This is a genomic window from Pannonibacter sp. XCT-53 (assembly GCF_009915765.1).
Taxonomy (GTDB): domain Bacteria; phylum Pseudomonadota; class Alphaproteobacteria; order Rhizobiales; family Stappiaceae; genus Pannonibacter; species Pannonibacter tanglangensis.
In genome coordinates this window covers 1,330,937-1,356,874 of sequence record NZ_JAABLQ010000001.1, presented here as the reverse complement: position 1 = coordinate 1,356,874, position 25,938 = coordinate 1,330,937, and the positions used below count along the sequence as shown (strand labels likewise).

Here is a 25,938-nt window from a genome sequence, read left to right as displayed (position 1 = left end):
CCCGGCTCGGCGCTTCGCTGACGCTCAGCTGGGCCGGGATGACTGTGAGCAGGTTTGTCAGCAGTCTGAAGCGCGCGGATCTGCTCCGCGCCCTTAGGTCGTGACGAGCCGGGTCGAGCGGACCCGTCAGGCCCGCGTTGCCGGCTTGCCGATCCCGGCCACCGGGCCCGGCTCCGGCAGCGGCGCGCGGGAGGGCGCGCAGGCCGGATCTTCGCCAAGGAATTCAAGCTCCAGGCAGCCATAGGGATCGCGCGAGACGGGCGCCGCCTTCTCGGGCGCGGGCAGGGGGCGGGTCAGGCTGTCGATCTGCGCGGCGCTGACGCCAATCAGGGCAATGAAGCCGCCGATGGCCGCAAGCCAGGCGAGGACCGGAGCGCTGGGGAGGAAGAAGCGGATCGTGTGTGTCATGCCGCCCATATGGGCCTTTGCCGGCAAAAGGTCTACCGCACTGCAGTAAAAGGTCTGTCACCCTTGTGTGAACGCTGCCCCGGCCGGGCCGCAACCGGGCCGGTCAGCCGCCGCTGCCGCGGCAAGGCCGCCGACACTGCAAAATGCGGCCTCGCCGGCGGTCAAACGGGCCTGCCGGCTTGTGGCCTTCCGCCAAGGGCGGTATCAAACGGACATGATCAGAACCGCGCTTTACCCGGGATCCTTCGATCCCGTGACCAACGGGCATATCGACATCCTCGGCCAGGCCCTGTCCCTGGCCGACAAGGTGGTCGTTGCCATCGGCATCCACCCGGGCAAGCAGCCGCTCTTCAGCTTCGAGGAGCGGGTCGGGCTGATCCGTGCCTCGTCGCTTGCGGCCTTCGGGGCCGATGTGACCGCACGGATCTCCGTCATTGCCTTCGACACCCTCGTGGTCGAAGCCGCCCGCCAGGAGGGCGCGCTGGTGCTGGTGCGCGGCCTGCGCGACGGCACCGATCTCGACTACGAGATGCAGATGGCCGGCATGAACGGGACGCTCGCGCCCGACATCAAGACGGTGTTTCTCCCGGCTTCGCCGCCGGTTCGCCACATCACCGCCACGCTTGTCCGGCAGATCGCCCGGATGGGCGGTGACATTTCCGCCTTTGTTCCTGCGCCCGTGGCCGGCCCTCTCGTGGCCCGCGCCCGCGCCGGAACCTGATCCCCGGTGCCCTGCACCCGAATCGCCCCTGATGGAGCTTTCATTGAAGAGCATTCTTGCCCTGTTTGCCCTGCTGCTGCCGCTGGTCCTTGCACCGGCCGCCGTGCGGGCCGAGACGCTTGACCCGCAGAACACCCTGTACCTTGACCTCAAGGACGGGCGCGTCGTCATCCGCCTGCGCCCGGACCTGGCGCCGAACCATGTCGAGCGGATCAAGAAGCTGTCGAAGGCCGGCTTCTATGACGGGATCGTGTTCCACCGTGTCATCGACGGCTTCATGGCCCAGACCGGTGATCCGACCGGCACCGGCACCGGTGGCTCGGACGAGCCGGATCTGGCGGCCGAGTTTTCCAAGGCCCCGTTCAAGCGCGGCGTTCTGGGCATGGCCCGCGCCAGCGACCCGGACAGCGCCAATTCGCAGTTCTTCATCGTCTTCGACGAGGCGGACTGGCTGAACGGCCAGTACACGGTCTGGGGCGAGGTCGTCGAGGGCATGGAGTTCGTCGACAAGATCAAGCGCGGCGAACCGCCTGCCAATCCGGACAAGATCATCAAGATGCGGCTTGCTGCCGACGCCGGCTGAGCCTCTGGGGCACCTCTGGGGTGCCTGCCAACCCGGGGCCGAAGGCCCCAGAAACAGTCCACAGAACTGGAGAAGCAAGTGGCTGAGTACAAGGACAGCGAGCACACGCTCCTCATGGAAACCACGCAGGGCCCGGTCGTCATCGAGATGCGCCCGGATCTGGCTCCGACCCATGTCGCCCGCATCAAGGAACTGGTGCGCGAGGGCTTCTATGACGGGATCGTGTTCCATCGCGTCATCGACGGCTTCATGGCCCAGACCGGGTGCCCGCAGGGCACCGGCACGGGCGGCTCCGGCAAGAAGCTGAAGGCCGAGTTCACCAAGGAAAAGCACAAGCGCGGCACCTGCTCCATGGCGCGCGCGATGGACCCGAACTCCGGCGACAGCCAGTTCTTCATCTGCTTTACCGACGCGCCCTGGCTTGACGGCCAGTACACGGTATGGGGCCAGGTGATTTCCGGCATGGAGAATGTCGACAAGATCAAGCGCGGCGAACCGGTCAAGAACCCGGACAAGATCGTGTCGCTGAAGGTTGCAGCCGACGCCTGAGTGACCTATTTGCCGCTCGCGGCAGCCTGATGCGGGCGTGGCGGAGCGATCCGCCGCGCCCGCTTGCCTGAGGGCAGGACGCCTCTTCAGACCATTCCCGTTGCTTTGAGACTGGGCCTTGTGACATGCGCGTTGACGATTTCGATTTCGAGCTTCCCCAGGAACGGATCGCCCTGCGGCCAGCCCGCCCGCGGGACGCAGCCCGGATGCTCGTGGTGCGTCCGCAGTCAGACCCTGAGCTTCAGGACGCAGGCGTTCTCGACCTGCCGATGCTCCTCGAGCCCGGCGATGCCCTCGTCTTCAACGACACCAAGGTGATTCCGGCCCAGCTTGAGGGCACCCGCACCCGCGGCGACGCGGTGGCGCAGATCGGGGCCACGCTGCACCTGCGCGCCGGCGCCGACCGCTGGTGGGCCTTCGTGCGTCCGGCCAAGAAGCTCGCCGTCGGCGACCGGGTTCGCTTCGGGACCACCTCCGAGGCAAGGGCCTGCCTCGGCGGCGTGCTGGACGCAACCGTGGCGGAAAAGAAGGACACGGGCGAGATCCTGTTCGTCTTCGACCTGTCGGGGCCGGATCTCGACGCAGCGATCCACGGTGTCGGCCATATTCCGCTGCCCCCCTACATTGCTGCCAAGCGGGGAGAGGACGAGCAGGACCGCACCGACTACCAGACGATCTACGCCGAGAAGGAAGGCGCCGTCGCCGCTCCGACGGCCGGTCTGCACTTCACCGAGCGCCTGTTTGCCGCGCTGGACGCCCGGGGCATCGAGCGCCACACCGTCACCCTGCATGTGGGGGCAGGGACGTTCCTGCCGGTCAAGGCCGACGACACCCGTGACCACGTGATGCATGCCGAATGGGGGCAGATCTCGCCGGAGACCGCCGCCCGGCTGCAGGCGGTGCGCGCGCGCGGCAACAAGGTCGTGGCCGTGGGCACCACCTCCCTGCGCATTCTGGAGAGTGCAGCCCAGGGGCCGGGCGGTCTTGCCGCCTTCGCGGGCGAGACCCGCATCTTCATCACGCCGGGCTATCGCTTCCGCGCCATCGATGCCCTGATGACCAATTTCCACCTGCCGCGCTCGACCCTGTTCATGCTGGTGTCGGCGCTGAGCGGGCTCGACACGATGCGCGCGGCCTATGCCCACGCCATCGAGACCGGCTACCGCTTCTACAGCTACGGCGACAGCTCGCTGCTGTTCCCGTCCGCTTCCAGCATTGCCTCCCAGGACGAGCTTTCCCGATGACCCACGCGCCGCAGCGCTTCGCCTTCCGTCTCCTCGCCACCGACGGCATGGCCCGCCGGGGCGAGATCACCACGCCGCACGGGCTGGTCCGGACCCCGGCCTTCATGCCGGTCGGCACCCAGGCCACGGTCAAGGCCATGTACACCGACCAGGTCCGCGCGCTCGGAGCCGATGTCGTGCTGGGCAACACCTACCACCTGATGCTGCGCCCCGGCGCCGAACGGGTGGCAAGGCTCGGCGGCCTGCACCACTTCATGCAGTGGCCGCACACGATCCTGACCGATTCCGGGGGCTTCCAGGTCATGTCGCTGGCGCAGCTGCGCAAGCTGGACGAGACCGGCGTCCGCTTCCAGAGCCACATCGACGGGCAGAAGTACCACCTGACGCCGGAACGGTCGGTCGAGATCCAGGGGCTGCTGGGGTCCGACATCCAGATGCAGCTTGACGAGTGCATTGCCCTGCCGGCGCCGGAACAGGAAGTGCAACGCGCCATGGAGCTGTCGCTTCGCTGGGCGGAGCGGTCCCGGGCCAAGTTCGAGGCCATGGGCGGGGTCGAGAAGGGGCAGGGGCTTTACGGGATCGTGCAGGGCGGGGATGTTCCGCACCTGCGGGTGCGCTCCGCCGAAAGCCTGGCTGCCATGCCGTTCGAGGGCTATTCCGTCGGAGGGCTGGCTGTCGGCGAGCCGCAGGAAGTGATGCTGCGGATGCTGGAGGTGACGACACCGGCCATGCCCGTCGACAAGCCGCGCTACCTGATGGGCGTCGGCACGCCGGAAGACATCCTGGAAAGCGTCGCGCGGGGCATCGACCAGTTCGACTGCGTCATGCCGACCCGCGCCGGCCGCCACGGCCTTGCCTTTACCCGTCGCGGCAAGATCAACCTGAAGAATGCGCGGCACGCCGATGATCCGCGTCCGCTGGACGAGGAAAGCGACTGCCCGGCCGCCCGCCAGTATTCACGGGCCTATCTGCACCATCTGGTGAAGGCAGGGGAGGGTCTGGCAGCCATGCTTCTGACCTGGAACAACCTCGCCTATTACCAGCAGCTGATGCAGGGCATGCGTGAGTCGATCGAGGCCGGCCGGTTCCAGGATTACCGCGCATCGGTGAAGGAAGGCTGGGCCCGGGGCGACATCGCGCCGCTCTGATCGGGACCGGCCCGTCTCGCCTCGTCCCCCCTTGCAGCACCTGTCAGCGGCGACGCCTGTCGGCGTCGCCCTTCTGTCGTTGCTGGTTCCGGAGTGCCGCGGACCAGGGCCCCGGTCGGGCGGGCCGTTCGGACCTCAGGCGGCCGTGCCCTTGTCCTTGCGCAGCACGCAACCGGAAATGCCCCAGCTGCCGTCTTCCTGACGGGCGAAGCTGTAGAGGGCAACCCAGTTGTCGCCATCGGGGCCGGTCACGAAGACTTCCTGCACCGGTCCCTGCGGGGTTTCCTTCAGCCGCCCGAAGCTGACCTCGCGCGGGCGGAACACCGGCAGATAGCCCTGCTTCACCATGGCGATGAAGATGTCAGGGCTCTGGAACTGTTTCTGAAGACCTGTCGTTGCGAAGGCAAAGGCACCGGCGGCATCATTGCGCCGAAAGGCCTCCATCTGGCCCTGGATCATCTTGCGAAACTGCGCGCCGTCCAGGACGCCCTCGGCGGACGCCGACGTCAGCCCCCCGGCCAGGCCGAGAAAGCCGCACACCACCCATACGAATGCAGAAGTACCCAAGCGCATTGCCGGTCTCCCTCAAGGTGACAGATGCCCAGCATACGCGGGAATTCCTCTACGGGATCTTTCCTGCCTTCACGTTTGCTTGACTGTCCCCCGAAAGACGTTGCGCCGGGAAAGGGCCGCTCTCAGAGACGCCAGAGCGTCACACCCTCGGGGCAGCGCGCACGCTCCAGTGCCGCCGGAAGATCGGCCACCAGGCCGGCCCTGTCCTTCAGCAGCGCGGTGACGAGCGACCAGCCCTTCTCGACAAAGGCCCGGTGCGGAACGGCCAGGACGACCGCATCCGCCCCGGACAGCGCGTCGAGCGGCGCAAGGGAAAGGCCGTACTCGTGCAGGGTCTCGTCCGCATCGGCCATCGGGTCGTGCACCACCACATCGGCGCCGAAGGATTGCAGCTCCCTGATCAGGTCGACGACCTTGGAGTTGCGGGTGTCGGGAACATTGGCCTTGTAGGTCAGACCAAGCACGGCGACCTTCGGCGGCATCGGCATGCCGAGACGGACGCAGGACTGGATGATCTTGCCGGCGACGAAGGCCGGCATGTGCTCGTTGGTGCCGCGTCCCGCCAGGATCACCTGCGGCGTCAGGCCGATCTCGTGCGCCTTGTGGGTGAGGTAATAGGGATCGACACCGATGCAGTGGCCGCCGACCAGACCGGGCTGGAACGGCAGGAAGTTCCACTTGGTGGCCGCCCCCGCGAGCACGTCGCGCGTGTCGATGCCCATGGCATGGAACAGCACCGACAGTTCGTTCATCAGGGCGATGTTGAGGTCGCGCTGCGTGTTCTCGATCACCTTCGCCGCCTCCGCCACGCGGATCGAGGGCGCGCGGTGGATGCCGGCAGTCACCACGCTGCCGTAGAGCGCGGCGAGGCGGTCGGTGATCGCCGGCGAACTGCCCGCGACGATCTTGGTGATGTCGGCAAAGCCGCGCTCCGTGTCGCCCGGGTTGATGCGCTCCGGGGAGTAGCCGACGTGGAAGTCGACATGGAGCTCACCACCCGATTCCGCCGCCAGGACCGGGACGGCGAGCTCTTCCGTGGCGCCGGGATAGACGGTCGATTCAAACACGACGATCGCCCCGCACTTGAGGTTTCGCCCTGCGGTCCGGGCGGCCGAGAGGAAGGGACCGAAGTCTGGCCGCTTGGCCCGGTCGACCGGGGTGGGCACGGCCACGATCACCACATCTGCCTGACGCAGAGGGCCTTCTTCGCCGGTGAAGGAGATTTGTTTGCCGGCTAAGTCAGGGCCGGAGATGGATCCGGTGCGGTCGATCCCCTGCGCCAGCTCGCTGATCCGCCGGGCGTTGATGTCGAAGCCGATGACCGGATAGCCGCCGGCCGCGAAGGCGACGGCAACCGGCAACCCGACATAGCCGAGACCGATCACGGCAACGGTGGGAAGGAGTTCGGCGCTGGTCATGGCGATCGCTTTCGGCTGCAGGCAGGAGAAATGACAAGGGCCGGGGCCTCCTGACGAGGCACCCGGCCCTGACTGTTTAGGAGCCGCCCTGCCGTCTGACAAGCGGCCGGCAGGACGGCACGCCCTCGTCAGCGCTCACGGCGGCGGGGGCTGGGGCGGCGCTCAGGCGCCGGTCTTGGCCTTGATCACGTCCTGCAGCATCGGCAGCAGGTCGGCAGCCAGATCCGGCTGGTCGAGACCGAAGGCGATGTTGGCGGCGAGGAAGCCGATCTTCGAGCCGCAGTCATACGACCGGCCCTCGAAGGCGAGCGAGGTGAAGGACTGCTGGCCCATCAGCTTGATCATGCTGTCGGTCAGCTGGATCTCGCCGCCGGCGCCCTTTTCCTGGCTGGACAGCAGGCCGAAGATTTCCGGCTGCAGGATGTAGCGGCCGGTGATCATCAGGTTCGACGGCGCGGTGCCCGGCGCCGGCTTTTCCACCATGCCGGTGATCGGCATGGCGGCCTTGCGCGGGCCATCGGCCAGCTTGACGATGCCATACTGGTGCGTCTGGTCTTCCGGCACTTCCTCGACCGCGATGATGTTGCCGCCGGTCTCGTTGTAGACCTCGACCATCTGGGCCAGGCAGCTCTTCTGCGACTTGACGATCACGTCCGGCAAAAGGATCGCGAAAGGCTCGTTGCCGATGATGTCGCGCGCGCACCAGATCGCATGGCCAAGGCCGAGCGGCTCCTGCTGGCGCGTGAAGCTGGTGGCACCGGCATGCGGGCGCATGGAGTTCAGCAGCTCGAGAGCTGCCGTCTTGTTGCGGCGGCGCAGGGTGTCTTCCAGCTCATAGGCCATGTCGAAGTGATCTTCGATGACCTGCTTGTTGCGGCCCGTGACGAAAACAATGTGCTCGATGCCGGCTTCCCGGGCCTCATCCACCACATGCTGGATGATCGGGCGATCGACGATGGTGAGCATTTCTTTCGGCACCGCCTTGGTGGCGGGCAAAAAACGGGTTCCCAGACCTGCGACCGGCAGCACTGCCTTGCGGATTGGCCTGTTCATAAAACTGCGCTCCTGAAATAGGCTCCGGGCCGGAGCCGCGCGTCAAAACCTTGGTGCGGCAGGGGAAGTTGGCCCCGCCAGCCTGTGAGACATAGCGGATTTTCCAAAAGGTTGAAACTGGGGTTGCGCCGGGGCTGCTCGAATGTTGCGGGGAGCGGAAAAGGCGGGTATGCAACGCCCGTCGGATCTCCGACAAAAGGACAGCTTGAAGGATCTCCCATGACGAGCGCCAGCACGGACGTCACCGTTGGAAATGTCACTTTCTCCAACCGGGCGCCGTTCAGCCTCATCGCCGGTCCCTGCCAGATGGAAAGCCGCGACCACGCGCTGGAAATGGCGGCGGCGGTGAAGGAAATCGCCGACCGGCTCGGCATCGCGGTCGTCTACAAGAGCTCCTTCGACAAGGCCAACCGCACCTCGCTCAAGGGCAAGCGGGGCATCGGCCTCAAGGAGGCGATGCCGGTCTTTGCCGAGATCCGCGAGACCTTCGGCATGCCGGTGATCACCGACATCCATACCGAAGAGCAGTGCGCGCCGGTCGCCGAAGTCGTCGACATCCTGCAGATCCCGGCTTTCCTGTGCCGCCAGACGGACCTGCTCGTGGCTGCCGCCCGCACCGGGCGCGTCGTCAATGTGAAGAAGGGGCAGTTCCTGGCGCCCTGGGACATGAAGAACGTGCTCGACAAGATCGTCGAGAGCGGCAATCCGAATGTGCTCCTGACCGAACGCGGCGCGTCCTTCGGCTACAACACGCTGGTGACCGACATGCGCGCGCTGCCGATCATGGCGCGCACGGGTGCGCCGGTCGTGTTTGACGCCACCCATTCCGTGCAGCAGCCGGGCGGGCAGGGCGCCTCGAGCGGGGGCGACCGCACCATGGTTCCGGTGCTGGCGCGTGCGGCTGCGGCTGCCGGCATCGCCGGCCTCTTCATCGAGACCCACGACGACCCGGACAACGCCCCCTCCGACGGCCCGAACATGGTGCCGATCAAGGATCTCGAGGCCCTTCTGCGCCAGGTGCGCGACATCGACCGGGTCGTGAAGGCCACTGCTGCCTGACCCGCTCCATCCCCAGTTCCTTGCGGGTTCGCCCGCCTCACCAATCCCCGCGGCCTCCCTCCCGCGGGTTCATCACAGGGAGATGCAAATGACCGCCATTGTCGACATCACGGCCCGGGAGATCCTGGACAGCCGCGGCAACCCGACTGTTGAAGTGGACGTGCTTCTGGAAGATGGCGCCTTCGGCCGCGCAGCCGTTCCCTCGGGCGCCTCGACCGGCGCGCATGAGGCCGTCGAGCTGCGTGATGGTGGCTCGCGCTACCTCGGCAAGGGCGTGCAGCAGGCCGTCGATGCCGTCAACGGCGAGATCTTCGACACCATCGGCGGTCTTGACGCCGAAGACCAGATCCACATCGACCAGACCATGATCGAGCTGGACGGCACCGCCAACAAGTCCCGCCTGGGTGCCAACGCCATTCTCGGCGTGTCGCTCGCCGTTGCCAAGGCGGCTGCCCAGTCGTCCGGCCTGCCGCTCTACCGCTATGTCGGTGGCGCGTCCGCCCGTCTGCTGCCGGTGCCGATGATGAACATCATCAACGGCGGCGCCCATGCCGACAACCCGATCGACTTCCAGGAATTCATGATCATGCCGGTCGGCGCGGAAAACTTCTCCGAAGCCCTGCGCATGGGCGCCGAGGTGTTCCACACGCTGAAGAAGGCGCTGAAGGACGCGGGCCACAACACCAACGTCGGTGACGAGGGCGGCTTTGCGCCGAACCTGGAATCGACCGACGCAGCCATCGGCTTCGTCATGAAGGCGATCGAGAAGGCCGGCTACAAGCCGGGCGAGGACATCTACCTGGCTCTCGATGCCGCCTCGACCGAGTTCTACAAGGACGGCAAGTACGTGCTGGAAGGCGAAGGCAAGACGCTGGACTCCGACCAGATGGCCGCCTACCTCGCCGACCTCAGCGCCCGTTACCCGATCATCTCGATCGAGGACGGCATGGCCGAAGACGACTGGGCCGGCTGGAAGGCCGTGACGGAGCTGTGCGGCAAGCGCGTCCAGCTCGTCGGTGACGACCTGTTCGTGACCAACTCCAGGCGTCTGCGCCAGGGCATTGCCAGCGCCACTGCCAACTCGATCCTCGTCAAGGTCAACCAGATCGGCACCCTGACCGAGACGCTCGACGCGGTCGAGACCGCGCACAAGGCCGGCTACACCGCCGTGATGTCGCACCGTTCGGGTGAAACCGAAGACGCGACCATCGCCGACCTGGCGGTTGCCACCAACTGCGGCCAGATCAAGACTGGCTCGCTTGCCCGTTCCGACCGGCTTGCCAAGTACAACCAGCTCCTGCGCATCGAGCAGGAACTGGGCACCCAGGCCCGCTTTGCCGGCCGCTCGATCCTCAAGGCCTGATCGGCACAGGTCGTCTGAACGGCAGAACCCCGGTGGCGACACCGGGGTTCTTGTTTTTTTGGGGGCGTGATTTCAAGTCTGGCCCGTCATGCCGGACAAGGTGAGCGGAGCGAACCGGAGATCCGGACTCCGGCATGTCTGCGCGAGCGTCAGCGCGCACCTCATGTACCTCAGCACTGGACAAGCATGCGGCAGGGTTGTCGCGCGCCGCGCGGCTGATATCTGGATCCCGGCTCGGCGCTGCGCTGGCGCTCAGCTGGGCCGGGATGACGGTTGAATTTGGAGTTGCCCGCTCCGAGGCTCACGCATCGGCGACGGCATCCTCGTCGCTGCGGGTTGCCTCGGCATGCTGCAGGGCTGCGGCAATGGTGGCCGGATCTTCGGCCCCGGCGAGGGCGAAGCGGCCGTCGATGATGAAGAAGGGCACACCCGTCACACCCATCTCGCTCGCCTGGTCGATCTGGCGCTTCAGCTTGGCAAGATCGGAATCCGTCTCGAACAGCTGCTCGACAAGATCCGACTGCATGCCGGCTTCGGCCGAGATCTGGACCAGCGTTTCGGACTTGGCAAGATTGCGGCCCTCGACGAAATAGGCGCGGAACAGCCGTTCGACGACATCGTCCTGCAGGTCATCCGAGCGGGACCACAGGATGAGCCTGTGCGCATCGAGCGTGTTGGGCGAGACGTCGATCTTCTCGAAGGCGAAGGCAATGCCTTCCTCGCGCCCGGCCTGCCGCACGCGCTCGTAGGCCGCCTCCGCCCGGTCCGGCCCGCCGAACTTCTCGTTCAGATAGGTCGCCCTGTCCTTGCCTTCCTTCGGCAGGGTGGGATCGAGCTGATAGGGATGCCAGCGCACGTCGACGGCAATGTCGGGAACCGAGCGGATCGCCTTCTCGAGGCGCCGCTTGCCGATATAGCACCAGGGGCACATGACATCCGAGATGACATCGACGACGAGGGGCTTCTGGCTGGACATGGATGGCTCCTCGGCGGCGCAACGGACTGGGGCATGTGACGGATTCCCCGAGCTGTCACAGTAGTCAGTCGGGCATATCCGCGCAACCGTCGCCTGTCGTCCGGCCGGGTCAGAGCTGGGTCTGGCCAAGGATCGCGGCGATCCGCCGCTGTAGCAGCGGCCCGCCCTGGTCGCCTTTCAGCACCGCCACCGGCCCGAGACCGCGCACCGCACAGACCAGATCTTCCTCGCGGCTGGTCGCATCGGCCACGGAGAGGATGGCACCCGTCATGTCGCCGGCCAGCGACGCGGTATCGAGGAGCGGACTGTCGACCCGGGGCTTGAGATGCAGCTCGCTGACATTGAGGCCACGCGGCATGCAGAGCGCCCGGCAGGCGGCCAGGTACCGGTCATACTGCTCGATCGGCAACCCGCCGCGGCCGGCTTCCTGCAACAGCCAGACCCGGCTCTCGGCGAGCACCCGGTCGGCCAGCCGTCGCCGCCGGCCCATGCGGATCGCGCTGGCGAGGCGGGCCGACAGCTGCCGCTTGCTCAGATCGCCGCCCAGGACATCGGTTGCACCGGCGCGAAACAGCAGGTCGATGTCACTGTCCCGATCCGGATAGGCAAGGACAGGCACCCGGGCAAAGCGTGCGTCGCGGCCGATGCGCTCGATCATGTCGGCCGCCTCCGGGGCGGGCGTGTCGAGAATCACCGCGTCAAAGGCCCGCTGGCCGAGATAGGTTTCGGCCATGTCGGTTGTGAGAGCGCCGACCAGCGTCACGTTGCGGGCACGGGCGTCGAAGAGCTCGAGGAACCGTTTGCCAAGGCCGATCACGAGCAGGCCAGACCCGCCCGAGTGATGCGGTGCTGCCCCGAACCGGGGAACGCGACCGAAGATCATCCGGCGCAAGCGCGCCTCCTCGGTGCGCAGGATCGCCCGCTGCAGCGCGCAGATCATGCGGAACAGCGAATCGGACGGCACGGCGGCGTCGATCAGCGCATGCGTCCGGGGCAGGGGATCGGGCAGGTCCCGGCCGGCCCGGGTCAGGGCGATGACCGGCACTTCCGCCCGCAGCCGCCCCATGTCCGCCAGCGCCATGGCAAGCGAAAAGCGGATCGACGGATCATCGAGATGGAGAAGCACCGCCGCCGGCATGCGGTTGGCGTTGGCGGCACCCGCCGCCAGATCCACATCCTCCGGCCATCCGGGAACACTTGCACCCTTGGGACCACCCAGACGCCAGATCGGCCCCTGCCAGACGAGGGCGCTGTCGCCCTCCCACTCGCGTCCGCTCATCGCTCAGGCAACCTGCTGCGCAAGGCGCTGCACGCGCATGGCCAGCCGCGCCCGGTCCACCCGGCCGTCATCAAGTTTCGGCAGGGCCGACAGCATCAGCACCCGTGTCGGGATCTTGGCCAGATCGACGCGCTCGGTGTCGAGATAGGCGAAGAAGGCCTTGCCGTCGGGCGCCGAGCCGGGCTTGGCAACCAGCGCCGCGTAGAGGCGCGCGCCAAGCGTCGGGTCCTCGACGAGGAACGCGGCCGCATCGCAGACTTCCGGATAGGAGGCATAGATCCCGTCGATGGCCGCCAGTTCGCCGATGCCCGGGGCATGCTCTCCCGGAATGCCGAAGCCTGCCAGCCCGCCGTCGGTCAACCGTACCGAAATGCCTGTGCGAAGAAATCCGGCCCGGTCGGTTGCGGGTCCTTCGTCGGCGCCTCCGCCGGACTTCCAGCCCCGGTCGGGGACCATGGGACCTCTGACAAGAAGCCGCGCAGGCCTGCCATCCTCCGGGTCGTCGACCTTGATCTCGAGCAGGTCAGGTCCGCTGTCGCCTTGCGAGGGCGACGAGATCTTTCCGGTCGGCACGGGCAGGATACGGGCAGACTTGCCGCGCAGCCGGGCCACCATCGCATACTCGTCGGCCACATGCAGGTCGACGAGCGTGTGGCGCGGCACGAAGGTTGCCGCCTGCGGCGAGGAGATGCTCCAGCAGGCAACGAGCGTTGTTTCCTTGCGCGCCAGCCGCCGGTCCATGGCTTCCACGAGCGGCCCGGGCAAAAGGACATAGTCGGCCTTGACCGCATCCGCATGGGCCGACAGCCGCGCCAGTGCGGTCGGATGGTGCAGGTGCAGCGTCCCGCCGGACAGCAGCCACGGCACCAGCCCGGCCCCGAGACCGGTCAGCCCGCTGAGCGCATAGGGCACGATGACCTGGGCGCCATCCGCAAGCCCGGTCTCCAGATAGGGCATGAAGCCGGCGGCAATCCACTGGTTGTGGCTGCGGGTGACCGGGGTTGCGGCCAGCCCGTTGCGCGACCAGGTGATGGTCGCGGTGTGCTCTGCCGCCTGGGCGCGGTTGAGGTCGGGCGCGACCAGACCATCGCCCATTTCCGCAAGCATCGGCCCGAGATCGATCAGCCCGTCGGGGATGTCCTTGCCGAGGCCGAAGACGAAGCGCAGGCTGAACAGTTCCGCCGCGACGTCGCGCGCCGCAAAGCCGGTCTGTCGCGTTTCCAGCCGGTCCTGGGCGATCAGGCCCTTGGCGCCGAGCCGGTTCAGCGCGTCGAGCACGTCCTTCTGGCGCCAGTGCAGCGGCAGCGGACTGATGATGAGGCCTGCGCGCATCGCCGCCAGCGTCGAGATCACCGCATCGACGGTGTTGGGCGCGTGCAGGCCGACCACATGATCGGTCGCCAGACCGACGGCGGTAAAGAACCCGGCCAGCCGGTCGATTTCCGTCTCGGCCTGGGCATAGGTGAGCGCGCGCGGCGCGCCGCCGGTCCAGTCGCTGCGGTCCGGGGCATCGACCATCGCCAGCCGGTCGGGATGCGCCTCCGCGGCCTTCCGGAACAGGCCATCCAGCGTGACCCGGCCCCAGATGGTGCTCATCCGGTGACGTTCGATCGTTTCGGCGGGCGTCGTGATCATGCTCTGCCGTCCCTTGGGCTCAGTTGCCCGCGTCTGCCGACCACCAGGTCGGGAATTCATAGCCGTAAAGCGGGAAGGTCTCGGGCGACACGATCCGCGTCCACTGTCCGAGCCATTCGGCCGGAAGGTTGAACAGCGGCACCGCATAGGCCCCCGACACCAGCACGCGGTCGAGTGCACGCACGGCCGAGACAAAGTCCGTCCGGCTGCGCGCTGCCACCATGGCGTCGATCATCGCGTCGATGGCCGGTTCCTTCGCGCCCGTGATGTTGAGCGACCCGGGCGTGTCGGCGGCCTTCTGCGACCAGCGGCCAACCTGCTCGCCACCGGGGGAGAGGGAGGCCGTCCAGGTGTAGAAGACCATGTCGAAGTCGAACTTGATGCGCCGTTCCTCGAACTGGGAGGCATCCACGGTCCGCACGCTGGCCTTGATGCCGACCAGATCGAGGCCGCGGCCATAGGCCAGCGCCAGCTTTTCCTCGTCCTCGTTCTTGGTCATGATCTCGAAGGTCACCGGCTGGCCCTGGGGATCGACCAGAACCCGGTCCTTCAGGCTGAAGCCGGCGTCCTGCAGAAGCGTCAGCGCGGCCTTGAGCACGGTGCGGTCGCGCCCCGAGCCATCGGTCTCTGCCGGCTTCCACGTCCCCTCGAGCACCTCGGGCAGCACGACGCCCGGGAACGGCGCCAGCAGCGCCCGTTCCCGCTCGTCCGCCGGCCGGCCGATCGAGGACAGGTCGGAATTGTCCCAGTAGCCGGCCGTGCGCTTGTAGAGGCCGGAATAGAGGGTGCGGTTCACCCACTCGAAGTCGAACAGCATCGACAGCGCCTGGCGCACGCGCCGGTCGGCGAAGACCGGGCGGCGCGTGTTGAAGGCCATGCCCTGCATGTTGGCCGGCGTGCCCTTGACGATCTCCTTGCGGACGACCTTGCCTTCCCTGGCGGCCGGGAAATCGAACCCGGTCGTCCAGCGGCTGGGGTTGTTGAAGGGCAGCACATCGATCAGCCCCTTGCGGAAGGCTTCCTGCAGGGATGTCTCGTCGCGGAAATACTCGATCCGGATCTCGTCGAAATTGTCGAAGCCGCGCTTCTGGGGCAGGTCCTTGGCCCAGTAGGTCGGGTTGCGCCGGTACACCACGCGGCGACCGGGGACGATTTCCGCAAAGACATAGGGACCGGTGCCGAGCGGCGGCTTCAGGGTCGACTTGTCGAAGGCCTCCGCGTCGGTGGCGGCCTTGGAGAACATCGGCGCCAGGCCGATCAGCAGCGGCAGCTCGCGGTTGTTGCCGTTCTTGAAGGTGAGCCGCACGGTGCGCTCGCCCATCACCTCGAAATTGGCGATCTCGGCGTACCAGTTGCGGAACGGCGGCCGGCCCTTGTCGCGCATGATCTGCAGCGAGAAGATCACGTCGTCGACCGTGAAGGGCGAGCCGTCGGAGAAGGTGGCCTTCGGGTTGAGGGTGAACTCGATCCATTCGCGGCTGTCGGGCATGCGCACGAATTCGGCCAGATGGGCATAGAGCGAGAACGGCTCGGCGTTGTTGCGCATGAGCAGGCTCTCGGTGATGTTCTCGCCGAACTGCCGTTCCTTCATGCCGCGCGCGCTGGTGAAGCCGCCCTGCACGATGAAGGAATTGAGACTGTCGAAGGTGCCCTGGACGCCGAGCGTCAGAACGCCGCCTTTCGGCGCATCCGGATTGGCGTAAGGGAAATGCGCGAAGCCGGGCGCCAGCGCCGGCTCGCCATGCATGGCGATGCCGTGCAAGGCGGGAACCTGTGGATCGCGCACGTTGGCGCGCGAGGTGCCGCAGAACAGCGTCGTGCCGAAGGGCAGGGCGAGAGCGGCGGGGACGGCGGTGGCCAGCAGGCGCCGCCGGGTGATCGACAGGCCGGAAGTCAGGGCATTTCGCTGGAAATCAGTCATCGACCCGCAGGAGCCTCCTTGATTCTCAAGGTCGGATGTTAACACACAGCCTGCGTACTGCTGCCTTTTTGGCGCTTTCCGGTGCTGGAAATTCCCAGACGATGTGGTTAAACATGGGCCCGCGCATTTCGGGTCACCCTGTTGCCGCAATCGTCGGGCATCGGGAGATCCAAGGAGGAGCTTGGCCTGTCCGGGTTTCAACCACGCCGCGGCCCCTGGCTGCGCGAACGGGCTGGTCGCAAGGTCCCTCGGGACAGCGAACGCACAATCGAGGATGTTTTCTGATGGCGAGTGTTTTTAAGAAGGGTTTGGCGGGCTGTGCGGTCGTGGCGCTTGCCGTCCTCGGGTCGGTTGCAGGCGCGGGTGCCCAGACGGCCGAGCCCGAATCCCCGTGGGTCAAGGTGTGCAACACCGATCCCAACGTGAACAAGGAAATCTGCCTCATCACCCAGGAACTGCGGACCGCGACCGGCCAGTTCCTGTCCTCGGTTGCCGTGCGCGAGATCAGCGGTGAAGCCCGCAAGACCCTGCTCATCGCCGTGCCGACCGGCATGCTGATCCAGCCGGGCCTGCGCGTCCAGGTCGATGCCGGCAAGCAGACCGAAGCCAAGTACGGCATCTGCTTCCCGAATGCCTGCTACTCCGAGCTGGTCATCGACGACGCCTTCATCGGCCAGATGAAGAAGGGCACGACGCTCATCCTGACCACCCTCAACCAGCAGGCCAAGCCGGTGCCGCTCGAGCTGACCCTGTCGGGCTTCACCAAGGTCTATGACGGTGCGCCGATGGACGTGGCCGAGATCCAGCGCAAGCAGGAACAGCTGCAGAGCGAACTGCAGCGCCGCGCGGACGAAGCCCGCCAGAAGCTGATCGACAAGCAGCAGCAGGCGACCGGCAACTGAGCCGACCGATCCTGCCAAGCCTTGCAGAGCGCCGCATCCCTCGGGATGCGGCGTTTTTTGTTGTCAAAAGGGGCCGAGGAAGAGGGCAGGGCGCTGGCGAGGCGAGAGGCCCGCACGCCCGGCAGGACAGGGCAGGTCAGGGAAGCGAAGAACAGGACAGGACAGCACAGGACAGCACAGCACAGGACGCCGGCGCGGCAGGGCCGGCGCACCGTGTCAGTGCATGCCGACCGAGCGAGGCACGTAGATGCCGTCCGGCGTTTCCTCGAAGATCTCGTCCAGCTGCGGATGGCGCAAGGGCTCGCCGGTCATGTCCGGAACCAGGTTCTGCTCTGAGACATAGGCGACGTACTCGGTCTCCGCGTTCTCCGCGAGCAGGTGATAGAAGGGCTGGTCGCGCGACGGCCGCACATCCTCGGGGATGGCGTTCCACCATTCTTCGGTGTTGGAGAAGGTCGGATCGACATCGAAGATGACCCCGCGAAAGGGGTAAACCCGATGGCGTACGACCTGCCCGATCCTGAATTTTGCAGTACGCATGACAGTCACCGTGCACAGGGTCGCGGTGCCGGTGGCGCCCCGGGAGGAGGAGGCTGCCTTCCCCCGGCACCTTGCGACATGGTCACAGCATAATAATCAACTGTCTAAAGACCGTAAACCTCGGCAAGAATCGGGTCCCGCGCCGCGACGAGCCGGGCGAGGTCGACGATCACCTTGGCCTGTTTCCAGGTCGCGTCATCCTGCATCTTGCCGTCGATCATCACCGCGCCGGAGCCGTCGGGCATGGCGTCGAGGATCTTGCGGGCGAAGGCGACCTCGGCCGGATCGGGCGAAAACACCCGCTTGGCGATGTCGATCTGGGTCGGATGCAGCGACCAGGCGCCGAGGCAGCCCATAAGGAAGGCATTGCGGAACTGGGCCTCGCAGGCGGCCGGGTCCGAGAAATCGCCGAACGGCCCGTAGAACGGCTTCAGTCCGGCCGAGAGGCAGGCATCCACCATCTTGCCGACCGTGTAGTGCCAGAGATCCTGCTGGTAGGCGGCCCGGGGGGCGCCGTCGGCGGTGGCGTCCGCAAGCACCGCATAGTCCGGGTGCCCGCCACCGACGCGGGTGGTCTTCATGCCGCGCGAAGCGGCAAGGTCGGCCGGCCCGAGGCTCATTCCGTGCATGCGCGGCGAGGCGGTGGCAATGGCCTCGACGTTCTTCACGCCTTCTGCCGTCTCGAGGATGGCATGGATCAGGATCGGTCGGGTCAACCCGGCGCGGGCCTCGAGCTGGGCCAGAAGCTGGTCCAGGTAATGGATGTCCCAGGGGCCCTCCACCTTTGGCAGCATCACGACATCGAGCTTGTGCCCGACCGCCGGCACGATCTCCAGGAGGTCGTCGAGGAACCAGGGGCTGTTCAGGCAGTTGACGCGGGTCCAGAGGCCAGTCTGGCCGAAGTCATTGTCCCGGGCCATCTCGATGAAGCCCTGACGCGCCGCAACCTTGGCATCGGCCGGGATCGCGTCCTCGAGATTGCCGAGAACCACGTCCACCTGCTGGATGAGATCGGGAACCTTGGCCCGCATCTTCTCCATGTGTGGTGGCACGAAATGGATCATCCGCTCCATCCGCACCGGCAGCTCGCGGTAAGGGGCAGGGGCTCCGATGGCAAGCGGGGCGTAGTAGGCGCGCGGGGTCTTCATGGCGGATCCCTCTCCTCTGGTCCGGGTCTCGCTTCAGGCTATAGCGCGTCTGCTGCGCTGCAACCATTGACCGAAAGGTGCAGAGGCAGGCGGCGGGCTCAGTGGTCCCACTTGCGGTGGATCCACATCCACTGCGCGGGATACTCGCGAATCCAGGCCTCGAACTGGGCGTGGATCACCTCGCAGCCGGCCTGGATGTCGGAGTCCCGGTCCTCGGTCCTCTGTGGCCGGAAGGCGCGCCCCTCGACGCGGAACCGCACGCCGTCCAGCCGGACGGTGCGGCCGATGACGATCGGCACGTCGCAGCTGCGCGCCAGCGCGACCGGAACCGGGGTGGCTGTCGCCGGCCGGCCGAAGAAGGGCACGTGCACGCCCCGGCGCTCCCTGAGGTCGCCCATGATCGCCACGACGCCCCCCTGGCGGAGGGTCGAGATCAGCCGGCGCGCGGCCTGGTGGCCCTTCGACAGCAGGCCGCCCTTGTAGAGGTCCTGCCTCAGGCCCCGCAGCAGGGCATCGGAATGCTCGTTCTTGAGCGCCTGGTAGACGCCCGTGATCTCCATGCCCTCCCACACCGCCGGGGCGACGCAGAGTTCCCAGTTGCCCGTGTGCAGCGACACGAACAGGCAGGCGCGGCGGTTCGCAATGATGTCCCGGGTCATCTCGTCGACGACGATCTCGTAGCGGCTGCGGTCCCGCAGCAGCCGGTCGATGTGGAAGGTCTCGGCCGTCACCCGGCCGAGATTGGTCCACATGTCGGCGATGATGCGCCGCCGTTCCGCCTCCGGCAGCTCCGGCATCGCCGCCGCGAGGTGGCGCAGCGCCCGCCGGTGCCGGCTGTTCAGGGGCGCGAGACGGCGCCACAGCCAGCCCATCGTCGCCGAGGCGAGGTCCACGGGAACAAGACGGAACAGACGGAAGACGACCGCCAGTGCAGCCCATTCGAGGCGGCGGAGAACCGCGGCGAGGGGCCGGGACGGGGCAGTCGACATGGCGGGTGATCCCGGATGCAGGCGCGTCGGCGCCGAGACAGTCTCCGGGCCGGCTTGATTGACCGCCCGGGTGGAACAGGTTAGGCCTGATAGCAAAAGCCCAGACCGCCACGCAAGCGGATCAGAAGGTCCGGCCCCCTCTCCCTGGACTGGTCATGCAAGACGTCATCGCGCTCGCCCTTCCGTTTTTCGGACTGATCTTCCTCGGCTTCGTTGCCGGCAAGATCAAGGACATCCCGCCCTCGGGCATGGCCTGGATGAATTTCTTCATCATCTACATCGCGCTGCCGGCGCTGTTCTTCCGCCTGCTCTCGGAGACACCGGTCGAGCAGCTGACGGACCTCAGCTTCGTCACCGCCACGACCTTTGCAACCTATACGGTCTTTGCGATCTCCTTCTGCATCGGCGTGCTGGCGACGCGTGGCAACATCGCCGAGTCGACGATCATGGCCATCGGCGGCTCCTATTCCAACATCGGCTACATGGGGCCGGGCCTGACCATGGCCGTGCTTGGCCCCGCCGCCACTGTCCCGACCGCCTTCGTCCTGTGCTTCGACAACACGCTGATGTTCATCCTGGCACCGCTGATGATGGCCATGGCCGGCACCGACAAGGAGCCGCTGACGGTGACCCTGTGGAAGGTGGTCGTGCGTGTCTTCACCCACCCCTTCATCCTGGCGACGATCGCCGGGGTGGGCGCTGCCTTCATCGGCTTCAAGCCGCCGCAGGGCGTGGACACGATGCTGAAGTTCCTGAGCGGCGCGGCGGCACCCTGCGCCCTGTTCGCCATGGGCGTGACGGTGGCGCAGCGCCCTGTGGGCCGGGTGCCGCTCGAGCTGCCGGCGCTGCTGGCCGTGAAGCTGGTCCTGCACCCGCTGCTCGTGTTCCTGCTGCTGACCTGGATCGGCGGCTTCGATCCGGTGTGGATTGCCACGGCCGTGCTCATGGCCTGCCTGCCGCCGGCCACCAATGTCTTCGTCATCGCGCAGCAGTACCAGGTCTACATGAACCGGGCCTCGAGCCTGGTCATGATCGGGACCATGGTGTCCGTCGTCACCGTGACGGGCTTCATCTACGCGATCACGCATGGCTGGCTGACGCCGGCCGTCTGACGTCGCCCTTCCAGCGCCCCGTCAAGGCCCAGTCGAGGCCCCTTCCGGGCGGGGCCTCCGTGCCCGGCCGAAGCGGACGTCCTTGCGTCCCGGCGCCGGCGCTCAGCGGGCGAGGCCGGCGAAGATCTTCGGGCGGCCGGCCATCGGCGTGATGCCCTCGCGCATCAGCAGCCGCCGCAGCGGCCCGATCCGCCCGGCCGCGTAGAGCCCGAGGCTGCGGGCGGCCTGAACCGGAAGGAGATCGCTCAGCAGCGACCGGTTGAGCAGGTCGACCGCCGTGGTGCGTGTCGAGATGTCCACCTTGCGGGCAGCCTCGTAACGGGCAAGCGTCTGCGGCGATCCGATGTCATCGCCGCGCGCCAGCGCCGCCTGCAGGATGCTGCCAAGATCAGCCACGTCGCGCAGCCCGAGATTGAGCCCCTGGGCGCCGATCGGGGGAAACACATGCGCGGCCTCGCCGACCAGCGCGCAGCGACGGGCCGCCACCTGGTGCGCGATCATGCCCGACAGCGGGAACACCTGCCGGCTGCTGGCCAGCCGGAATCGCCCGAGGATCGAATGGGCCCGCCGTTCCAGCTCCAGCGCCAGCGCCTCGTCGGTGTAGGACAGGAGATGCTGGGCAGTCTCCGGGCTGACGACACAGACGAGCGAGGACATCCGCCCGGGAAGCGGAACCAGCGTGAAGGGGCCCGTCGGCGTGTGGAACTCCGTCGAGATCGACTGGTGCGGCCGGTCATGCTCCAGGTTGAGCACCAGCGCATGCTGCGGATAGGACCACTGCCGCACCTCGATCCCGGCGGCGGCGCGCACGCGCGACTGGCGGCCATCGGCGCCGACTGCCAGCCGGGCCGTCACCGTGTCGCCAGTCTCGAGCCGGATCGTGACGCGGTCCTCGGCCGGCTCGACCGCCTGAACGCGCTCCTTGACCCAGGTCAGGCCGGGCTCGGCCAGCGCGGCCTGCTCCAGCACAACGTTCAGCTCCCGGTTCAGCACGTTGTAGCCAAAGGCCTCCAGCTTCAGCTCGCTCGCGTCGAAGGTGATTTCCGGTGCCCGGATCAGCCGGCCGGTGTCGTCGATGAGGCGCATGTGCGCGAGCGCGGCCGCCTTCGGCGCCAGGGCCGGCCAGACACCGATCTCGTCCAGCAGCGCCACGGAAGCCTGCAGCAGTGCGGTCGTGCGTCCGTCGGTCGCGTTGATCGCCGGAGCGATCAGCACCGTCTTCAGCCCCCGCCGTGCCAGCAGGATCGCAGCCGTCAGCCCCGACGGGCCGGCGCCGATGACGGCAGCATCATGGACAGGAAGCGGGGCGGCAGCGAGGGTCATGGCGGGAAAGCCTTCCGGAGCGACGGTTGCAGTCGTCGGGAGGATGGGACTTTCCGCCCGTTTTGCAAGTGTTTGACCTGACGCAAAGCGTCTCGTCGACAAATCGGCTAGGGAAGGCTGGACTGCAAGGGCCCTGATCCCCGGGGCCGGATGTCCGGAGACCGCATGACGCAGCATTCCGTCCCCGACCGGAGCGGGCTTGCCCGCCTCACTCCCGGGAGGCCCCGGGTGAGCTGGCGCGACCGCGCACCGGTCATCGGCCTTGTCGGCCTGCTGGCCCTGGCGGGCTGGGCCTATCTCGGCACGATGATCGCCGCCATGGTGCCGGTGATGGACATGACCGAGGCCGGGCCGGGAATGGGCCTGCTCAATGCCTTCAACATCTTCGCCGGCCTGCCGGCGGAAGCGCGCGCTGCCCTGGCCGTCCTGTGCCTGCCGGGGCAGGTGGCCACCTTCGGCATGCCGGCGGGTGTCAACCTGGCCCAGGATGCCGCTCTCGTTTTCCTGATGTGGATGATGATGACGCTGGCCATGATGCTGCCGAGCGCCATGCCCGTGTTTCTCGCCCATGCCGCCCGCGGGGGCCTGTCCTCCCGGGCAGCGGCGGCAGTCCACGCGGCCGAGGCTTCCGGCGGACGGCAACCCGGTCTGCGGGACGGGGTCCTGCGGCGCACGGCGCTGATTGCGGCCGGCTATCTGCTGGTCTGGACCGCCTATGCGGTGCTGGCCACGGCGGCACAGCTCGCCCTCATGGCCGCGGGCCTGATCTCGCCCATGATGGCGCCCGTCAGCCTGGTCTTCGCCGGCACGACGCTGGTGGCAGCCGGGATCTACCAGTTCACGCCGGCCAAGGCGGCCTGCCTGTCGCGCTGCTGGGTGCCGCGCTGGCAGAGCACCGGGCCGGACGGATCAGCCCGCGCGCTCGTCGGCGAGGGGCTTGTCCAGGGCCTTGCCTGTTTCGGCTGCTGCTGGGCGATGATGACGGTGATGTTTGCCGTCGGCATCATGAACATCGTCTGGGTGGCGCTGCTCGGCATTCTCATGACGATCGAGAAGACCATCCCAAGCCTCTGGCTTTACAAGGCAATCGGTGTCCTGTTCCTCGCCTGGGGCGGGTTGCTCCTGGGGCTTGCGACCGGGGGGGCGGGCTGAGCGCCACGCGCCCGTCCGCCGGGCCCGGTGCCCGGACCGCTGCGGCCCGGCCGGGAAATCGCAGCGGGGGACTGGTCAACACGTCACGAAATTGAAATAATGTCGCAAATCTGCAGTCTGCCTCGCGGGCTGCAGCCATGCCCGGCGCCGGCGCAGGATCCCCTGCGGCAGCGGCCGCATGGAGCCGTGGGTGGTGCCACAGGTGGTCTCTTGCGCGGGCGGGTCATGCCCCCCGGCGCCGGGACCGGACCGGTGCGGCGGCCCGGCAAGCTGATTGCTCTATTGCTGCGCGGCGTGCCGCGCGGTTCCCGCAGCGGCGGGGACACGCGGACCAAGTGGAAGACCAGTTGTCGTGACCGATATCACTCCCGAGAAGCATTCCCCCGAACCGGCGCTTTTCCTGATCCATGTGCTGACCGCGTCGGGCGCACCGATCGCACTGGTGGCGCTGCTGGCCGGGGCCCGCGGCAACTGGCAGGAAATGTTCGCCTGGCTCGGTCTGGCCCTGGTGGTCGATGGCATCGACGGTCCGCTGGCGCGCCGCTACAACATCGCCGAACGCCTGCCGCGATGGTCGGGGGCCTCGCTCGATTTCGTCATCGACTACGCGACCTATGTCTTCCTGCCGGCCTTCGCGCTCTCGGCCAGCCCGATGCTGGACCAGCCGTGGAACTGGATCTGCGGTGGTCTGGTGGTGTTCACGGGCGCACTCTATTTCGCCGACAACGGCATGAAGACGCATGACAAGGCGTTCAAGGGCTTCCCGGCCTGCTGGAACATGGTCGTCTTCGGACTGATGCTGTTGTCGCCGAGCCAGGGGTTCACCATTGCGGTGGTGCTGGCCTGCTGCGTCTTCACCTTCCTGCCGGTCCGCTTCGTGCATCCGGTGCGCGTCAAGCGCTGGCGGCCGCTGACGCTGGCCATGACCGTGGCCTGGCTCGTCTCTGCCGGCATCGGTCTGGTCAACGACATGACGCTGAGCGAACCGCTGACGGTGATTTTCGCCTTGTCCAGCCTGTATCTTCTGACAGTATCTGCCCTGCATCAGGCGCTGGAGCGCTATTTCTGAGCAGGAGTGAGCGATGCTGGAATGGGTGGCGGATCCGCAGATCTGGGCCAGCCTCCTCACGTTGACCGTGATGGAAGTTGTTCTCGGCATCGACAACATCGTCTTCATCTCGGTGCTGGTCGCCCGGTTGCCGGCCGAGCAGGCGCGGCGTGCCCGCCAGATCGGCCTCGGGCTTGCCCTCCTGTTCCGCATCGCGCTCCTGTCGGTCCTGACGCTGCTCGTCGGCCTGACCGCGCCGCTCTTCGCGCTGGCCGATCACGGTTTTTCCTGGCGTGACCTGATCCTGATCGCCGGCGGCCTGTTCCTGCTGGTCAAGGCCACGCACGAGATCCACCGCGGCATCGAGCCGGAGGACGAACCCGGCAAGGCACCCGTCGCCGCCACCTTCGCCGCCGTCGTCGCCCAGATCATCGTGATCGACATGGTGTTCTCGGTCGATTCGATCATCACCGCGATCGGCATGGCCCAGCAGGTCGGTGTCATGATCGCGGCCGTGGTGATCGCCATGGCGGTGATGTACGCCGCCTCCGGTCCCATCGCCTCCTTCATCGAGCGCCATCCGACGACCAAGATGCTGGCCCTGTCCTTCCTGCTGCTGATCGGCGTGGCGCTGATTGCCGACGGACTGGGCTTCCACATCCCGCGCGGCTACATCTACTTCGCCATGGCGTTCTCCGCGATGGTGGAGATCATCAACGTGCTCGCGCGGGCACGCCGACGCAAGGCCAGCCTGTCGCATCACTGAGGCACGCCGGCCGGGAGAGGCCGGCACGGGGAGGAGACCGATCCATGATCAAGGCCATCCGCATCCATGAAACCGGCGGACCGGAGGTCCTGCGCTACGAGGACGTCGAGGTGGGCGCGCCCGGTCCGGGCGCGGCCCTGATCCGCCACACCGCCATCGGCCTCAATTTCATCGACACCTATTTCCGCTCCGGCCTCTATCCGGCCCCCAATGGCCTGCCGTTCATTCCGGGCAACGAAGGCGCCGGGATCGTCGTCTCGGTGGGCGAGGGCGTGAGCCATGTCGCTCCGGGGGACCGTGTTGCCTATGTCGGGCCGCTCGGCGCCTATGCCGAGGAGCGGCTGGTGCCGGCCGACCGGCTGGTGCGCCTGCCGGAGGGCATCGACGACCGGACGGCCGCCGGCATGATGCTGAAGGGCATGACCGCGCGCTACCTGCTGCGCAAGACCTTCGTCGTGGGACCGGAAACGACCCTGCTGTTCCATGCGGCGGCTGGCGGCGTCGGCCTCATTGCCGGCCAGTGGGCGGCCCATCTCGGGGCCACCGTGATCGGCACGGTCGGCTCCGACGACAAGGCGGAGCTTGCCCGCGCCCATGGCTACACCCATGTGATCAATTACGCCCGCGAGGACTTTGTCGCCCGGGTGAAGGAGATCACCGGCGGCCGGGGCTGCGACGTGGTCTATGATTCGGTGGGGCGCGATACCTATCCCGGATCGCTCGACTGCCTGAGACCGCAGGGCCTGTGGGTGTCCTTCGGCCAGTCCTCCGGCCCGATCACCGACTTCAACCTGGCGCTCCTCGGCCAGAAGGGCTCGCTCTTTGCCACGCGCCCGACGCTGTTCAGCTACATCGCGCAGCGATCGGATCTGGAGGCAACGGCGGCCGATCTCTTCGACGTGGTCGGGCGGGGCATCGTCCGCATCGGCGTGAACCAGGACTATGCCCTGGCCGATGCGGCCCGCGCCCATGCCGACCTGGAGGGCCGCCGGACCACCGGCACCACGGTCCTGCTCCCGGGCTGACCC

The 25,938-nt window shown here is 67.3% G+C and carries 25 protein-coding genes; 13 read left to right on the top strand and 12 right to left on the bottom strand.

The annotated features are described in order from the left end of the window. Positions 1-126: 126 nt before the first annotated feature. Positions 127-408 (bottom strand): hypothetical protein, encoded by a 282-nt coding sequence (locus tag GWI72_RS06230; RefSeq protein WP_161708145.1) that lies wholly within the window; start codon positions 406-408, stop codon positions 127-129. 217 nt (positions 409-625) lie between these two features. On the opposite strand from GWI72_RS06230, the gene coaD reads away from it, so the two are divergent. The 5 genes from coaD (at position 626) to tgt (ending at position 4,653) form a co-directional block, all read left to right on the top strand. Further along, a complete protein-coding gene (gene coaD / locus GWI72_RS06225; RefSeq protein WP_161674603.1) occupies positions 626-1,129 on the top strand; it encodes a pantetheine-phosphate adenylyltransferase in 504 nt (167 codons plus the stop codon). 31 nt (positions 1,130-1,160) lie between these two features. Next, positions 1,161-1,712 (top strand): peptidylprolyl isomerase, encoded by a 552-nt coding sequence (locus GWI72_RS06220; protein WP_161708144.1) that lies wholly within the window; start codon positions 1,161-1,163, stop codon positions 1,710-1,712. Positions 1,713-1,826: 114 nt separating this feature from the next. Next, positions 1,827-2,261: a peptidylprolyl isomerase gene (locus GWI72_RS06215; protein ID WP_179956133.1), complete on the top strand. Its 435-nt coding sequence runs from the start codon at positions 1,827-1,829 to the stop codon at positions 2,259-2,261. 125 nt (positions 2,262-2,386) lie between these two features. Then, the gene (gene queA, locus GWI72_RS20130; protein ID WP_161708143.1) at positions 2,387-3,505 is read left to right on the top strand and encodes a tRNA preQ1(34) S-adenosylmethionine ribosyltransferase-isomerase QueA; all 1,119 of its coding nucleotides are present in this window, start codon (positions 2,387-2,389) and stop codon (positions 3,503-3,505) included. Then, positions 3,502-4,653: a tRNA guanosine(34) transglycosylase Tgt gene (gene tgt / locus GWI72_RS06205; RefSeq protein WP_161708142.1), complete on the top strand. Its 1,152-nt coding sequence runs from the start codon at positions 3,502-3,504 to the stop codon at positions 4,651-4,653. The genes queA and tgt overlap by 4 nt, the downstream gene beginning before the upstream one ends. Before the next feature lie 135 nt (positions 4,654-4,788). Here the strand turns inward: tgt and GWI72_RS06200 are convergent, their stop codons facing one another. The 3 genes from GWI72_RS06200 to galU all read right to left on the bottom strand — a co-directional run bounded on the left by GWI72_RS06200 (position 4,789) and on the right by galU (position 7,697). After that, entirely contained in the window at positions 4,789-5,226 is a 438-nt protein-coding gene (locus tag GWI72_RS06200) for a DUF4864 domain-containing protein (protein ID WP_161672949.1), read from the bottom strand. Between the two features lie 122 nt (positions 5,227-5,348). Then, positions 5,349-6,644 carry a nucleotide sugar dehydrogenase gene (locus GWI72_RS06195; protein WP_161708141.1) on the bottom strand — a complete coding sequence of 432 codons (1,296 nt, stop codon included), beginning with the start codon at positions 6,642-6,644 and terminating at the stop codon, positions 5,349-5,351. Between the two features lie 162 nt (positions 6,645-6,806). Then, positions 6,807-7,697: a UTP--glucose-1-phosphate uridylyltransferase GalU gene (gene galU / locus GWI72_RS06190; protein ID WP_161708140.1), complete on the bottom strand. Its 891-nt coding sequence runs from the start codon at positions 7,695-7,697 to the stop codon at positions 6,807-6,809. Between the two features lie 219 nt (positions 7,698-7,916). Here galU and kdsA point away from each other — a divergent pair, with 219 nt between their 5' ends. Both kdsA and eno read left to right on the top strand, forming a co-directional pair. After that, complete coding sequence (gene kdsA, locus GWI72_RS06185; protein ID WP_161672943.1) at positions 7,917-8,756, top strand: 3-deoxy-8-phosphooctulonate synthase; 840 nt, start codon at positions 7,917-7,919, stop codon at positions 8,754-8,756. Between the two features lie 88 nt (positions 8,757-8,844). Then, complete coding sequence (gene eno, locus GWI72_RS06180; protein WP_161672941.1) at positions 8,845-10,119, top strand: phosphopyruvate hydratase; 1,275 nt, start codon at positions 8,845-8,847, stop codon at positions 10,117-10,119. Positions 10,120-10,420: 301 nt separating this feature from the next. Here eno and GWI72_RS06175 read toward each other — a convergent pair whose 3' ends face one another. The 4 genes from GWI72_RS06175 to GWI72_RS06160 form a co-directional block, all read right to left on the bottom strand. After that, entirely contained in the window at positions 10,421-11,095 is a 675-nt protein-coding gene (locus GWI72_RS06175) for a DsbA family oxidoreductase (protein ID WP_161672939.1), read from the bottom strand. A gap of 109 nt (positions 11,096-11,204) precedes the next feature. Next, the gene (locus GWI72_RS06170) at positions 11,205-12,374 is read right to left on the bottom strand and encodes a response regulator transcription factor (RefSeq protein ID WP_161708139.1); all 1,170 of its coding nucleotides are present in this window, start codon (positions 12,372-12,374) and stop codon (positions 11,205-11,207) included. A gap of 3 nt (positions 12,375-12,377) precedes the next feature. Continuing rightward, positions 12,378-14,009, bottom strand: coding sequence for an AMP-binding protein (locus GWI72_RS06165; RefSeq protein ID WP_161708138.1), 1,632 nt, complete (start codon positions 14,007-14,009; stop codon positions 12,378-12,380). 19 nt (positions 14,010-14,028) lie between these two features. Then, the gene (locus GWI72_RS06160) at positions 14,029-15,930 is read right to left on the bottom strand and encodes an extracellular solute-binding protein (RefSeq protein ID WP_161672934.1); all 1,902 of its coding nucleotides are present in this window, start codon (positions 15,928-15,930) and stop codon (positions 14,029-14,031) included. Positions 15,931-16,214: 284 nt separating this feature from the next. Here GWI72_RS06160 and GWI72_RS06155 point away from each other — a divergent pair, with 284 nt between their 5' ends. Beyond that, positions 16,215-16,832, top strand: coding sequence for an invasion associated locus B family protein (locus GWI72_RS06155; RefSeq protein ID WP_161672932.1), 618 nt, complete (start codon positions 16,215-16,217; stop codon positions 16,830-16,832). A 216-nt stretch (positions 16,833-17,048) separates the two neighbouring features. On the opposite strand, the gene hspQ is transcribed toward GWI72_RS06155, so the two are convergent. From hspQ to GWI72_RS06140, 3 genes are all read right to left on the bottom strand, one after another. After that, entirely contained in the window at positions 17,049-17,372 is a 324-nt protein-coding gene (gene hspQ, locus GWI72_RS06150) for a heat shock protein HspQ (RefSeq protein WP_161672930.1), read from the bottom strand. A 104-nt stretch (positions 17,373-17,476) separates the two neighbouring features. Further along, positions 17,477-18,520, bottom strand: coding sequence for an HpcH/HpaI aldolase/citrate lyase family protein (locus GWI72_RS06145; protein WP_161708137.1), 1,044 nt, complete (start codon positions 18,518-18,520; stop codon positions 17,477-17,479). A 98-nt stretch (positions 18,521-18,618) separates the two neighbouring features. Then, positions 18,619-19,509 (bottom strand): lysophospholipid acyltransferase family protein, encoded by an 891-nt coding sequence (locus GWI72_RS06140; protein ID WP_161708136.1) that lies wholly within the window; start codon positions 19,507-19,509, stop codon positions 18,619-18,621. Between the two features lie 155 nt (positions 19,510-19,664). Between GWI72_RS06140 and GWI72_RS06135 the strand changes: the two genes are divergently transcribed. Then, positions 19,665-20,621, top strand: a complete 957-nt coding sequence (locus tag GWI72_RS06135; RefSeq protein WP_161672924.1) for an AEC family transporter — start codon at positions 19,665-19,667, stop codon at positions 20,619-20,621. 102 nt (positions 20,622-20,723) lie between these two features. Here GWI72_RS06135 and GWI72_RS06130 read toward each other — a convergent pair whose 3' ends face one another. After that, entirely contained in the window at positions 20,724-21,944 is a 1,221-nt protein-coding gene (locus GWI72_RS06130) for a UbiH/UbiF family hydroxylase (protein ID WP_161672923.1), read from the bottom strand. Positions 21,945-22,109: 165 nt separating this feature from the next. On the opposite strand from GWI72_RS06130, the gene GWI72_RS06125 reads away from it, so the two are divergent. The 4 genes from GWI72_RS06125 to GWI72_RS06110 all read left to right on the top strand — a co-directional run bounded on the left by GWI72_RS06125 (position 22,110) and on the right by GWI72_RS06110 (position 25,935). Further along, the gene (locus tag GWI72_RS06125; protein WP_161708135.1) at positions 22,110-23,096 is read left to right on the top strand and encodes a DUF2182 domain-containing protein; all 987 of its coding nucleotides are present in this window, start codon (positions 22,110-22,112) and stop codon (positions 23,094-23,096) included. A 352-nt stretch (positions 23,097-23,448) separates the two neighbouring features. Next, positions 23,449-24,165: a CDP-alcohol phosphatidyltransferase family protein gene (locus GWI72_RS06120; protein ID WP_161672919.1), complete on the top strand. Its 717-nt coding sequence runs from the start codon at positions 23,449-23,451 to the stop codon at positions 24,163-24,165. A 13-nt stretch (positions 24,166-24,178) separates the two neighbouring features. Further along, positions 24,179-24,910 carry a TerC family protein gene (locus GWI72_RS06115; protein ID WP_161708134.1) on the top strand — a complete coding sequence of 244 codons (732 nt, stop codon included), beginning with the start codon at positions 24,179-24,181 and terminating at the stop codon, positions 24,908-24,910. Between the two features lie 44 nt (positions 24,911-24,954). Continuing rightward, positions 24,955-25,935 (top strand): quinone oxidoreductase family protein, encoded by a 981-nt coding sequence (locus GWI72_RS06110; protein WP_161672915.1) that lies wholly within the window; start codon positions 24,955-24,957, stop codon positions 25,933-25,935. The last annotated feature ends 3 nt before the right edge of the window (positions 25,936-25,938 follow it).

Coding starts and splice junctions, on each gene's coding strand:
- GWI72_RS06230 (WP_161708145.1), bottom strand. CDS start 408: ATGACACACACGATCCGCTTCTTCCTCCCCAGCGCTCCGGTCCTCGCC.
- GWI72_RS06220 (WP_161708144.1), top strand. CDS start 1,161: ATGGAGCTTTCATTGAAGAGCATTCTTGCCCTGTTTGCCCTGCTGCTG.
- GWI72_RS06215 (WP_179956133.1), top strand. CDS start 1,827: ATGGAAACCACGCAGGGCCCGGTCGTCATCGAGATGCGCCCGGATCTG.
- queA (WP_161708143.1), top strand. CDS start 2,387: ATGCGCGTTGACGATTTCGATTTCGAGCTTCCCCAGGAACGGATCGCC.
- tgt (WP_161708142.1), top strand. CDS start 3,502: ATGACCCACGCGCCGCAGCGCTTCGCCTTCCGTCTCCTCGCCACCGAC.
- GWI72_RS06200 (WP_161672949.1), bottom strand. CDS start 5,226: ATGCGCTTGGGTACTTCTGCATTCGTATGGGTGGTGTGCGGCTTTCTC.
- GWI72_RS06195 (WP_161708141.1), bottom strand. CDS start 6,644: ATGACCAGCGCCGAACTCCTTCCCACCGTTGCCGTGATCGGTCTCGGC.
- galU (WP_161708140.1), bottom strand. CDS start 7,697: ATGAACAGGCCAATCCGCAAGGCAGTGCTGCCGGTCGCAGGTCTGGGA.
- kdsA (WP_161672943.1), top strand. CDS start 7,917: ATGACGAGCGCCAGCACGGACGTCACCGTTGGAAATGTCACTTTCTCC.
- eno (WP_161672941.1), top strand. CDS start 8,845: ATGACCGCCATTGTCGACATCACGGCCCGGGAGATCCTGGACAGCCGC.
- GWI72_RS06175 (WP_161672939.1), bottom strand. CDS start 11,095: ATGTCCAGCCAGAAGCCCCTCGTCGTCGATGTCATCTCGGATGTCATG.
- GWI72_RS06170 (WP_161708139.1), bottom strand. CDS start 12,374: ATGAGCGGACGCGAGTGGGAGGGCGACAGCGCCCTCGTCTGGCAGGGG.
- GWI72_RS06165 (WP_161708138.1), bottom strand. CDS start 14,009: ATGATCACGACGCCCGCCGAAACGATCGAACGTCACCGGATGAGCACC.
- GWI72_RS06160 (WP_161672934.1), bottom strand. CDS start 15,930: ATGACTGATTTCCAGCGAAATGCCCTGACTTCCGGCCTGTCGATCACC.
- GWI72_RS06155 (WP_161672932.1), top strand. CDS start 16,215: ATGGCGAGTGTTTTTAAGAAGGGTTTGGCGGGCTGTGCGGTCGTGGCG.
- hspQ (WP_161672930.1), bottom strand. CDS start 17,372: ATGCGTACTGCAAAATTCAGGATCGGGCAGGTCGTACGCCATCGGGTT.
- GWI72_RS06145 (WP_161708137.1), bottom strand. CDS start 18,520: ATGAAGACCCCGCGCGCCTACTACGCCCCGCTTGCCATCGGAGCCCCT.
- GWI72_RS06140 (WP_161708136.1), bottom strand. CDS start 19,509: ATGTCGACTGCCCCGTCCCGGCCCCTCGCCGCGGTTCTCCGCCGCCTC.
- GWI72_RS06135 (WP_161672924.1), top strand. CDS start 19,665: ATGCAAGACGTCATCGCGCTCGCCCTTCCGTTTTTCGGACTGATCTTC.
- GWI72_RS06130 (WP_161672923.1), bottom strand. CDS start 21,944: ATGACCCTCGCTGCCGCCCCGCTTCCTGTCCATGATGCTGCCGTCATC.
- GWI72_RS06125 (WP_161708135.1), top strand. CDS start 22,110: ATGACGCAGCATTCCGTCCCCGACCGGAGCGGGCTTGCCCGCCTCACT.
- GWI72_RS06115 (WP_161708134.1), top strand. CDS start 24,179: ATGCTGGAATGGGTGGCGGATCCGCAGATCTGGGCCAGCCTCCTCACG.
- GWI72_RS06110 (WP_161672915.1), top strand. CDS start 24,955: ATGATCAAGGCCATCCGCATCCATGAAACCGGCGGACCGGAGGTCCTG.